Source organism: Kutzneria sp. 744, from assembly GCF_000568255.1.
Classification (GTDB): Bacteria; Actinomycetota; Actinomycetes; order Mycobacteriales; family Pseudonocardiaceae; genus Kutzneria.
On record NZ_KK037166.1, the window covers coordinates 5,096,246 to 5,107,224 of the forward strand.

11 protein-coding genes and 1 tRNA gene are annotated in these 10,979 nt (G+C 70.6%); 4 read left to right on the plus strand and 8 right to left on the minus strand.

Annotated features, from left to right (window positions below; translation table 11 throughout):
• Positions 1-237: 237 nt before the first annotated feature.
• Entirely contained in the window at positions 238-441 is a 204-nt protein-coding gene (locus KUTG_RS22735; protein ID WP_043719379.1) for a hypothetical protein, read from the plus strand.
• 153 nt (positions 442-594) lie between these two features.
• The gene (locus KUTG_RS22740) at positions 595-1,347 is read left to right on the plus strand and encodes an alpha/beta hydrolase (RefSeq protein ID WP_052395262.1); all 753 of its coding nucleotides are present in this window, start codon (positions 595-597) and stop codon (positions 1,345-1,347) included.
• Here the strand turns inward: KUTG_RS22740 and KUTG_RS22745 are convergent.
• The 8 genes from KUTG_RS22745 to KUTG_RS22780 all read right to left on the minus strand — a co-directional run bounded on the left by KUTG_RS22745 (position 1,337) and on the right by KUTG_RS22780 (position 9,929).
• The gene (locus tag KUTG_RS22745; protein WP_043719380.1) at positions 1,337-1,669 is read right to left on the minus strand and encodes a hypothetical protein; all 333 of its coding nucleotides are present in this window, start codon (positions 1,667-1,669) and stop codon (positions 1,337-1,339) included. The genes KUTG_RS22740 and KUTG_RS22745 overlap by 11 nt on opposite strands.
• A gap of 483 nt (positions 1,670-2,152) precedes the next feature.
• Positions 2,153-5,077: an AfsR/SARP family transcriptional regulator gene (locus KUTG_RS22750; protein ID WP_157494711.1), complete on the minus strand. Its 2,925-nt coding sequence runs from the start codon at positions 5,075-5,077 to the stop codon at positions 2,153-2,155.
• A gap of 311 nt (positions 5,078-5,388) precedes the next feature.
• Complete coding sequence (locus KUTG_RS22755; RefSeq protein WP_043719383.1) at positions 5,389-5,742, minus strand: hypothetical protein; 354 nt, start codon at positions 5,740-5,742, stop codon at positions 5,389-5,391.
• A 322-nt stretch (positions 5,743-6,064) separates the two neighbouring features.
• A tRNA-Ala gene (locus tag KUTG_RS22760) sits at positions 6,065-6,137 on the minus strand.
• 78 nt (positions 6,138-6,215) lie between these two features.
• Positions 6,216-6,998 (minus strand): divisome protein SepX/GlpR, encoded by a 783-nt coding sequence (gene glpR, locus KUTG_RS22765; protein ID WP_043730305.1) that lies wholly within the window; start codon positions 6,996-6,998, stop codon positions 6,216-6,218.
• A gap of 145 nt (positions 6,999-7,143) precedes the next feature.
• Positions 7,144-7,800 (minus strand): GNAT family N-acetyltransferase, encoded by a 657-nt coding sequence (locus tag KUTG_RS22770; RefSeq protein WP_043719385.1) that lies wholly within the window; start codon positions 7,798-7,800, stop codon positions 7,144-7,146.
• Positions 7,801-7,804: 4 nt separating this feature from the next.
• Complete coding sequence (gene glp, locus KUTG_RS22775) at positions 7,805-9,028, minus strand: molybdotransferase-like divisome protein Glp (protein ID WP_052395269.1); 1,224 nt, start codon at positions 9,026-9,028, stop codon at positions 7,805-7,807.
• Between the two features lie 10 nt (positions 9,029-9,038).
• Entirely contained in the window at positions 9,039-9,929 is an 891-nt protein-coding gene (locus tag KUTG_RS22780; RefSeq protein WP_043719389.1) for a UTP--glucose-1-phosphate uridylyltransferase, read from the minus strand.
• Positions 9,930-9,967: 38 nt separating this feature from the next.
• Here KUTG_RS22780 and KUTG_RS22785 point away from each other — a divergent pair, with 38 nt between their 5' ends.
• Positions 9,968-10,543 (plus strand): 5-formyltetrahydrofolate cyclo-ligase, encoded by a 576-nt coding sequence (locus tag KUTG_RS22785; protein WP_043719391.1) that lies wholly within the window; start codon positions 9,968-9,970, stop codon positions 10,541-10,543.
• 100 nt (positions 10,544-10,643) lie between these two features.
• Complete coding sequence (locus KUTG_RS22790; protein WP_043719393.1) at positions 10,644-10,964, plus strand: FmdB family zinc ribbon protein; 321 nt, start codon at positions 10,644-10,646, stop codon at positions 10,962-10,964.
• Positions 10,965-10,979 lie beyond the last annotated feature (15 nt).

A 10,979-nucleotide genomic window follows, 5' to 3' on the forward strand; every position in this document is an offset into this window, starting at 1 on the left:
CGCACCTCTCCCACCCTCGCCGCCGGCCTCCCCCACCCCTCGGGCCTCCCCCGCGCCCCGCCCCACCCTTCCCCAATCCCCCCGCCGGCCTCAGCTCCGGTCCCACGCCCCGTCGCCGGCCCTGTCCCATTACCCACGCCCTTCCCCATTCCCCACTGCCCCAACGCAACCTTCCGGTTCTCGCCGCCGTCTCTACCTTCGACCAGGGCGCGTGGGTGGTCGGACGGGAGGTCGCAGTTGATTCGAGCGGACCGTGAACTGCTCGCCGAGCTCATGAGCGTCAACGACGCCGTGCCTGGGATAACGCTGGCCATGCTCGACGGGTCCTTCAGCCGCCAGCAGCACGCGGAGTTCGGCGCGCGGCTGGTGGCCCTGGGCAACGCCCTTTCCGCCCGTGGCCATCAGCAGGCGACCGTCGTGGTCGACGGCAGCGTCGTCTAGCGGCGGAGCGGGCACCGCCATGCCCGCGAACGCACCCTCGGCCACGGTCGACACCGCGCGGAGGTGCGACGAATCCCGGTCCGTAGGTGCCGTCTTCGGTTGCCGGCCGCCGAAGGTCGCCCCGCACCAGCCTCCCCATGGGAGCATCGGTGGATGGGGAGCTTTCGGTCGCTCGACGGCCTCCGGCTGGCCGGGACCATCACCGCACCACCGTCCGGCGAGCCTCGGCGGGCGGTTGTGCTGGCCCACAGCGAGGGACTCGACCGGGACGAGAACGGCCTTTTTCCGCTGCTGGCCGAGGAATTGGCGGCCGAGGGCGTGGCGACGCTGCGGTTTGACCACCGCGGGCACGGGGCCAGCGGGGGCAGCCAGGAGGAACGGACCCTCACGGAGCATTTGAACGATCTTCGCGCCGCCGTCGAGCACGTCCGGACGGAGACCGGCGCTCGTCGGGTGTCGCTGCTCGGCACCCGGTTCAGCGGTGGACTAGCGGCTTTCTACGCGGCGAGACGCCCGACGGAGTTGGACCGCCTGGTGCTGCTGACGCCTCAGCTGAACTTCAAGGGCGACTACATCGACCAGAATCCGAACTGGTCCGGCGGCCGCCTGGCGTCACCGCGGCTGGCCGACGTCGGCTACCTGGAACACGGGCCCGGCGTGCGGCACGGCCGGGCCTTCCTGAACGAGGCGTTCTGGGTGCGCCCCAGCTTCGTGTTCGGCGAGATCCTGCCGCCCACACTCATCGTGCACGGGACCAAGGACGTCCGGGTTCCCGTGGAGTCATCCCGCGCCGCCGCGCGGCGGCTCAAGGCCGATGACGTGCTGGTGGAGATCGACGGCACGTGCGAGGAGAACGAGGACTTCGTGGCGGAGCGCGTGGTGGAGTGGATCACGTTCAGCGAGTGAACGGCACCAGCGACCTCGGCAGCAGCCGGGGCCGGGCGTGCTTGCCCCGGCGCGGCTTCAGCGCCACCTTGTTGATCACCTCGACCGTCGCCCGCACGGTCTGCCCGCGGCTGAGGCCCTCGGGCTTCGGCCGCACGAGTCCCACCAGCGCCGACCCGGCCACGGCCAGCAGGTACACCACCGCGGCGACAGTGATCACCACGGCGATCCCCACCGCCGTCAGCAGGAAAAAGACGATCATGAACGGCAGCAGTATCGGGTTGAGCGAGCGGTCCCGCCGGTAGTGGACGGAGTCTGCGGGCTTGTCGGCACCCAGCTTCATGATTGCTCCCGGTGTGCGAATCAGATTCGGGTCTTGCTGGAGCAAATCGCAGGTAGTTTACATGAAAACCATCCACATCTCGCCGGTTCCGTTCCGTGCTCGACCATGCCTCCACTATCGACCTAGGAACGCCTCATGCAACGGGTCTCGTCGACACCGCCGGTAACCGCCCAGAGCGGTCACTTGATCATTCAACGAGCATCGCCCCAGCTCACCGCTACCTACACAATCCCCACGCCCGGCCACACCGCCGCCAACGTCACCTGCTTGGCGTAGTCAATATTGATGAAGCCACCCACAGTGCTCATCCCCGTGATCCACTTCCGCGACCACCCTCCGTGGGCGTCGAAGATCGCCCGTCCACCGGCCGCGGCCGGTCGACGTCGCCCCACACGCATCCACCCCGATCCACAGGCCGAAAAGCTCGACACCGATGCGACCGCAGCCCGGAATTCGCCGAATTCATCACGGCGAGCGATTGATTCACCAGCCGGCGGGACGGAGATGCGGTAGCGATTGCGGGTGTTCCAGATCGAGCCGGGCACCGATTTCCACCGCGGCCGATCGGTGCTCACCGGCCTTGCGCATGTCAGCGTCGGCGAGCAATTCGGCGAGTTCGTGATGCGCCTGGACCTGTTCATGGAGATGACCGCCGTGAACCGCGGCGGAGAGGCCGAGATCGCATTCCCGAACGGCCTCGGCAGTGCGGCCGAGAGCGGCGAGAGTTCGTCCGAGTTCGATCCGCGCGCGAGCCATGAGCCGGGTGCCCTCGCCGAGAATGGCCACCGCCGCGTGCAGTGATCCCAGAGCATCAGGGGCGTTCCCCGATACGAGTTGGGCCGTTCCGATGAGGATCAGCGTCTCGGCTTCGCCTTCCTGGTCACCGATCCGCTGCCGCAGATCGAGGGCCTGGTTGAGGTGGACAAGCGCCTCATCGGTGGCGCCGAGCGCGACAAGGCAACGGGCCAGCGCGGTGAGCACGTGGTCGTTCGGGCTGAGTTGGCCCAGTTCCTCGCAGCTGGTGTAGGCGGTCCGCAGATAGGCCAGCGCCGACTCGTGCTCGCCTTTCAGGTCGCGAACGACGCCACGGGTCCAAAAGGTGATGATCTTGGCGTCGACGCCGAGCGGGGAAAGGCGCGCGAGTTCGGCGAGCTCGTCGAACGCGGCCTGCGCATGGCGGGCCGCCTGAGTGTGCTCGCCACGTTGCAGGTGCATCAACCCGAGCAGGGCGAGCGTGTGCGCGTGGGTTTCGGTGTTCTCACGCTGTTTTGCCGATGCGGTCAGCAGATCGAAGGCACGCGAGGTGTGGCCGGCGGACCAGTGGGCCAGCGCCAGCAGGGTGCTCAGCAGACCCTCGCCGCCCTCGGCCGTCTCCCGCGCCGCGGCCAGGCCGTGCTCAAGCAGCTCGATCGGGTCGTCATCCGCGAGGTGGTGGCCCAGCACGTGCCAGAAGGAGATGGCCAGCTGCCAGGCGTAGTTGCTGTGCCCCTCGGCCGCGGCACAGCGCGTCGCGGCCAACAGGTTGCCGCGCTCCGCCATCAGCCAGGCCCGAGCGGCCTCGGCCGACGGCCCGTCCTGTTCGAGGTGCTCAGCCGCCTCCGTCACGGCCGTCAGATAGTGGTCGAGCATCTTCTCGGTCATCCGAGGGTCGTCCGACAGACCGCGGGCGTACTGCCTGAGCAGGTCGTGCTGGCGGTAGCGGCCGGGCACGGGTTCCTCGGCCAGGTGGACGTCGACCAGCCGCTGGAGGGCGTCGTCGGCCGCGCCGAGCGGCAGGTCGGTCATCGCCGCGAGGACCGCGGTGTCGGCATCGGCGCCCGGATGCCGGGCCAGGGCGTAGAAGACCTGCTGGTCGACCGGGGGCAGGTGCTCGTGCGACATCCGGAACGCCAGCGCCACCTCGCGGTCGGCGAACAGTTTCGGCAGCCGCCAGCGGGCGTCCGCGAGCTGCGCGGACAGGTGGGCGATGGGCCAGGTGGTGCGATGCGCGAGCCGGGCCCCGGACAACCGCAGCGCGAGCGGCAGACCCGCGCACAGGCGAACGATGTGCGCCACGGCCGCGGGCTCGGCCGCCGCCCGATCCACGCCGACCAGGCGGGCGAAGAACGCCGTGGCCTCCTCGTCCGGCAGGACGGCCAGCGACAGCGGGCGGGCCCCGGCGAGGTCGGGCAGCCTGGCCCGACTCGTCACGATCACGAGGCTGGGACCGGCCGGCACCAGCGGGGCCACCTGCGTCTCGTCCACCGCGTTGTCGAAGACGACCAGGAGCCGCAGCGCCACGGTCTTGGCCCGCCACTGCGCCCTGGCGTCTCCGGTCGCCACGATTCCCAGCTGTCCCAACAGAACGTCCTGGGCCTCGTCCGCGGTCAGCGGCGTCTTGCCCGCGCTGTGGCCCTGGAGATCGACGAACAGCGCACCGTCCGGAAACCGGTCGGCCAGCAGGTGGCCGGTGTGCACCGCGAACGCGGTCTTGCCGACGCCGGCCATCCCGTCGACCGTGTAGACCGTGGCCCGGTCGTCGGCGGCGGCCACCAGGCGGGCGAGTTCGCTTTCCCGCCCGATGAAATCGGGAAGATCGCGGGGAAGGCAGTTGCGGCGCGTGGTCTCGCCCGTGTCGACGAACGACGCGGGCGGCAGGCGCGGCGCCACCCATCCGACGGCGCTCGGCCGCACGTCGTCGGGCCAGTCAGCGAGGATTCGCCGGTGCACGTCCTGGAGCGCGGCGCCGGGTTCCGTGCCCAGTTCCTCGACCAGTCGGGCTCGGATCAGCCGGTAGCACTCCAGCGCGTCGGCGGCCCGCCCGGCTCGGTGCAGGGCGAGCATGTACTGGCTCTGCACCCGCTCGTCCAGCGGATGTTCCTCGGCCCGCCCGGCCAGTTCGACCACCAGGGCCTCGCCCTGCCCGGCGCGGAGACGGGCATCGACCAGATCGTGTTGCGCGGCCAGCCTTTCCCGTGCCAATCGGGCGCGTTCGGCTTCGACCCACTCGCCGTCCAGGCCGGTCAACGCCTCCCCGCGCCACAGGTCCAGCGCCTGGGTCAGCAGCTCCGCGGCCCGTGTGTCGTCGGCGTCCCCCCGGGCGCGGTCACACAGGTCCCGGAACTCGTGCAGGTCCACCACCGGCGCCGCCGGGTCGGTCGTCAGGACGTAGCCGCTCGACCGCCGCACGATGGCCATGTTGTGCACGCCGCCGAGTGCCCGTCGCAGCCGCGAGATGTAGCTGTGCAACGTCGCCCGTCCCCGCGGCCGCGCGGCCGGGCCCCAGACGCGTTCCGCCAGGCGGTCGGTCGGCACCACCCGGCCGGCGTCCACCGCCAGGGCCGCCAGCATGCACCGCTGCCTCGCCGGGCCCAGTTCCACCGTCCGCCCGTCGACCTTGACGGCCACCTCCCCCAGCAGGCGCAACACGAACGGCAACCTCCTCCACGCGACAGCACCGGCGCGCCTTGCCTCGTCTCCCTTGCTCACGGCAGGCCCTTTGACCAGTGTATTGCAGAAACTTTGCAAGCCCTCTATCCATTCGTGCGCGCACCATTGTCGGCGCGCGCACAGTGCCTGTTCGGACGGCCTCCGCCCGTCTCCCCCGCATTCACAGCGGCGTCGATTCCCTTGGCGCACGACAACGAACCCCTCCGGCCAGCCCTGTGGGCCGCCCGGAGGGGTTCGTTGTCGTGTTCAGCCGGCCATCACCACGTGGCCGTCCAGCACTCGTGCCGCGGTCAGATCTTCTCCGACTTCCACGGCGAGCAGCTGTCCGAGGTCGGCCAGGACTTGTCGACGCACACCCGCCAGAAGATGACCGTGCCCTCACCCATGGGCAGAACACGGCTCACCGTCGCCCCGCACCCACTGGTGTTGTTGATCTTCTGGGTGTCGCCGCCCTGGGTCCGCCACTGCGCGTAGACGGAGTCGTCGTCGCAGGCCGCATCCTTGACGTAGAGCGTGTTGCTGCTCGCGTACAGGGCCCCGTTGACGCCCGGCCACGACACCGCACTGGCCGATGCGACCCCCGTGACGCCCAGCATCATGGCCGCCGAGGCCCCGACCGCCGCGACGATGGCTGCTTTGCGCATTGTTGTCCTCCCGTGTGCATTGAGATCCTGCTCAACGGCCCCCGAGCACCACTTCCCCCAGGACCGCTAACCCACAATGCACACCCCACCCTGCACTCTTCTTGCACAAATCCTTGCCCCCCAGCCCCACACCCCCATCAATGCACCACCGATTAGCCCCCCTGATAGAGGCCGAACTACTTAGACCGGTCCGACAGAACCCCTATGGGGGGCGTGGGGGGCGAAGCCCTCCCACCCCGGGGGTGCGGGGGTCGTCCCCCACAACAAAAGACGAGGGGCCTGCGTCCGCGCTTTCTGCGGACACAGGCCCCTCGATCCCGAGTGGAGCTGAGGGGAATCGAACCCCTGACCTTCTCGATGCGAACGAGACGCGCTACCAACTGTGCTACAGCCCCGTCGTACTTCGGCTTCCGCCTCGGTACGGGAAGAACTATAGCAGGAGGGTGGTGGGTGGTTTTGCCACCCCCCCGGGTTCAGCCGGCGGCTCGGCGGTAGCCGCGACGGTGGGGCAGGTCGAGGTCTTCGAAGGCGGGGTCCTCGTCGTCGATGTCGACGAGGGTGGTGCCGTTGAGGAGCGGTCCGGGGCGGTAGGGAGCCCGGGCGGGGGTGGAGCGCGGCGCTTCCTCGTACTCGGACAGGGCGGGTTCGACGGGGTCGGCGACGGGCGCGGGGGCCGGGTCGGCGGGGGTGTAGTCCTCGTCGACGTATTCGGTCTCGTCGTATTCGGTCTCGACGAATTCGGCTTCGTCGGCGTCGCGGCCGCGGATGCGGGCCTGCCGGCGTTCGCGGACTTCGGTCTCGATGCGGACCTGGCGGCGAAGGTAGGCCAGGTAGCCGACGAGCAGCAGGTCGACGCCGCCGTGGCCCCACCAGGCGATGGGCATGACGAGCCCGGCGAACAGGGCGCTGAGCACGGAGAGCACGAGCAGCAGCAGGACCATGCGCTGCCGGAAGGCGTACTTGGCCCGCGCGGTGCTGGCCGCGGCCTCGGGGTCGTAGCCGCCGCGGCCGGGTCGGTAGGCCCGCGGCGTGTCCTCGTAGTCGCGGTAGTCGTCGTCCGTGATCGCTGTCTCGGACTCGTCGACGCTCATGTCGATCTCCTCCTCAACATCCTCGGCTGCGCCGCCGTGCAGCACGCGGGCGGCCATCGCCGAGTCGGAGGTCTTGGCCACCTCCGCGCGCTTGCGCGCGATCATCGGGACAAGGACGACGAGCCATGCGACAACCAGGGCGACGATGATCAGTGAGCTGGGCATGTTCGTCACCTCCCCCGTCAGTTCGATGGGCGTGCGCTGTCCGCAGACGCCACGTTAGTCACAACAGTCACACGTGTCTCCGAGGCGCGCCGGGGATACACGGTTCCGCAAGTGTGGCGAAAAGCGCACGTTCGGGGGAACTCGATTACGCGCGCTGGGCGCGTCCGGCCGCGACCAAACGGTCTACCAGGCCGTCCGTGACCTCTTCGGCCGTCAGGGCGAAGCAGATGTGGTCCCGCCAGCCGCCGGCCACGTCCAGATAGCGGCGGAACAGCCCTTCCTCGCGGAACCCGAGCTTGGTCAGGACCCGGACGCTGGGGGTGTTCTCGGGACGCACGGTGGCCTCGATGCGATGCAGGGCGGCGTGCCGGAAGCAGTGGTCGACGACGAGCGCGGTGGCGGCCGTGGCGACACCGCCGCCGGTGACCTCGCTGTCGACCCAGTAGCCGACCCATGCCGACCGCAGCGAGCCCCGCAGCACGTTGCCGACGGTGACCTGCCCGGCCAGCACGCCGTCAACCAGGATCATGAACGGCAGAGTCTGCCCCCGTCGGGCCAGGCCGCGCAGCGCGGACCACTGGCTGGGCCAGGCCAGCACGCCGTTGCGCTCCTCCCAGCTGCCGGGCGCGGTGGGCTCCCAGTTCTCCAGGTACGAGCGCTCGCGGATGCGGATGCGGGACCAGGTGCTGGCGTCGAACAGGCGGGGCGGCCGCAGCTCGACGACGCCGGCCGGGACGGCCAGCGGACCTAGGCGCACCGGCCAGCCCGGGTGCCGACCGCCGCCGAATTCGGCGATCTCCATGGGCTCACCCACGCTGGGCGAGGAAGCACACCTGGATCTCCTCCCCGACGCCGACGTCGGTGACGTCCTCGTCGACGACGGCCAGGCAGTTGGCCTCGGCGAGCGACGCCAGCAGGTGCGAGCCGGACGTGCCCAGCGGTTGCAGCAGGAAGTCGTCGTTGTTGCTGTCGCGCAGCAGCTGCCCGCGCAGGAAGCCCCGGCGGCCCTTGGTGGACGTCAGCGGCGACAGCAGCCGCGCGGACACCATCCGCCGGTACGGGTTGGCCTTGCCGAGCGCGGTGCGGATCAGCGGCCGGACGAACACCTCGAACACCACCAGGGCGCTCATCGGGTTGCTGGGCAGCAGGAAGGTCGGCACGGAGTCGGGTCCGAGCCGGCCGAAGCCCTGCGCGGAGCCGGGGTGCATGGCGACCCGGGTGGTGTCGAGGTCGCCGAGGTCGGCCAGGGCGGCCCGCACCTCGTCGCCGGTGCTGCCGCCGACCCCGCCGGCGATCACGACGATCTCGGACAGCAGCAGCCGTCCTTCGGCGATCTCGCGCAGCCGTCGCGGGTCGCCGGGCACGATGCCGACCCGCGACACCTCGGCGCCGGCGTCCCGCGCGGCCGCGGCGAGCGCGTAGGAGTTGACGTCGTAGACCTGGCCGGGGCCGGGCGTGCGGTCGACGTCGACCAGCTCGTCGCCGACGCAGATGATCGACACCCGCGGCTTGGGGTGCACCAGCACCTTGTCCCGGCCCACGGCGGCCAGCAGGCCGACCTGGGCGGAGCCGATGGTGGTGCCGCTGCGCACGGCGACGTCGCCGGTCTGCACGTCCTCGCCGGTGCGCCGGACGAAGGCCGCCGACGGCACCGACATGGTCACGGTCACCTTGGCCGGGTGGCCGTCGGTGTAGCCGAGCGGAACCACGGCGTCGGCCAGTGTCGGCAGCGGCGCCCCGGTGGCGACCCGGACGGCCTGCCCGGGCTGCAGCCGGCGGGGCTGGCGGGATCCCGCGGGGATCTCCCCGACCACCGGCAGCGTGACCGGGTTGTCGTTGGCCGGCTGCACGTCGACGCTGCGCACCGCGTAGCCGTCGACCGCGGCCTGGTCGAAGCCGGGCAGGGCGCGTTCGGCCACGACCTCCTCGGCGCACAGCAGGCCCTGCGCCTCGGAGATCGCCACCCGAACGGGCGAGGGCCGGACCGCGGCCCCGAGTACCCGGGTGAGCTGCTCGTCTACTGACCTCATCGTGGTTCGCTCAAGCCTTCCCGATTCGACCCTCCAGCCAGGAGCGCAGGTCAGCGCCATACTCCGGGTGGTCGAGGGCGAAGTCCACCGCGGCACGCAGGAAACCACCCGGGTTTCCCAGGTCGTGCCGGCCGCCGCGGTGGACCACGACGTGCACGGGGTGACCTTCGTTGATCAGCATCGCGATCGCGTCGGTGATCTGCAACTCGCCGCCCGCGCCCGGGGTGATGCGCTTGATGGCGTCGAAAATCGCCCGGTCGAGCAGGTAGCGGCCGGCCGCGGCGAAGGTGGACGGGGCGTCCTGCGCCTGGGGCTTCTCCACCATTCCGACGACCTGCTTGACGTCGTCGTCGCCGGTGTCGCGCACGTCGAACACGCCGTAGGCGGAGATCTCCTCGCGGGGGATGTCGAACGCGCACAGCACGGTGCCGCCCAGCTTGGCCCGGACCTCGGACATCTTGGTCAGCACGCCGGTCGGCAGCACCAGGTCGTCGGGCAGCAGCACGGCGACGGCCTCGTCGGAGCCGTCGAGGTTGCCCTCGGCGCAGCCGATGGCGTGGCCGAGGCCGAGCGGCTTGTCCTGGATCGCGGTCTCGACGGACAGCAGCTTGGTGGCCCGCTGCACCTTGGCCAGCAGCTCGGTCTTGCCGCGGGCCTCCAGCGTCTGCTCCAGCTCGGGCTGCGGCCGGAAGTAGTTGGCGACGGCGTCCTTGCCCGGCGACGTGACGATGACCAGCTTGGTGGCGCCCGCCTGCGCGGCCTCGGTGGCCACCAGCTCGATGCCGGGGGTGTCCACCACGGGCAGCAGTTCCTTGGGGACGGCCTTGGTCGTCGGCAGGAAGCGGGTGCCCAGGCCGGCAGCGGGCACGATGGCCGTGTGGAAGGCGCTTGGCGAGCTCATGGACGAAAAGACTATCCGTCACTCTGCGAGGTGGGACCGTGACACCGGCGGGGCGTGACTCAGAAAAGGATTCATGGCGGAAACGCCTGGTCAAGGCCCGTGCCGAGTTGTCAAGCGACGTACGGGCGGCGGAGGCGCAAGCGCTTGCCGAGGCGATGTCGGCGGTGGGCTGGGCGGCCGCGACGGTGTGCGCCTACGTGCCGGTCGGCACCGAGCCGGGCTCGGTGGCGTTGCTGGACGCGCTGCGGGCGACGGGGCGGCGGGTGCTGCTGCCGATCGTCACGGGCAGGGAGCCGCTGGACTGGGGCGTCTACTTCGGGGCCAACTACCTCGTGCCCGGCCCGTTCGGCCTGCGTGAGCCCACCGGGCTGCGGCTCGGGCCCGGTGCGATCGCCAACGCGGACGCGGTGCTGATCCCGGCGCTGGCGGTGGACCGGCGGGGCGTGCGGCTGGGGCGCGGCGCCGGGCACTACGACCGGTCGCTGGTCGGCGTCACCGCCCCGCGCATCGCGATCGTCCGGGAGGAGGAGTTCGTGGACCACCTGCCGGCGGAGCCCCATGACGTGCTGATGACGGCGGTCCTCACCCCATCGGGTGGTTTTGTGCGACTGTGACGATTCCCCTTGCTGTTTGCATGGTCACGCCGTCGTGTCGCATCATCGTCTTGGCACTCGCTGCACAGGAGTGCCAATACTGACTGCTCGCGGAGGAACCGTGCCGACCTACCAGTACGCGTGCACCGCATGTGGACACCGCTTCGACGCGGTTCAGTCCTTCAGCGACAGCGCGCTGTCCGAGTGCCCCGAGTGCGGTGGCAAGCTGCGCAAGCTGTTCGGCTCCGTGGGCGTGGTGTTCAAGGGCAGCGGCTTCTACCGCACCGACAGCCGCAACGGCTCGACCGCCACCTCGCCGGCCGCCGCCGGCAGCTCGGAGACGAAGTCCGAGACCAAGAGCGAGACCAAGGCGGAGTCGAAGCCGGCCGCGAAGGCGGCGGAGAGTACCTCATCCGCGCCGGCGAAGGCCGCCGCCAGCTGAGTTGTCCACAGGGAG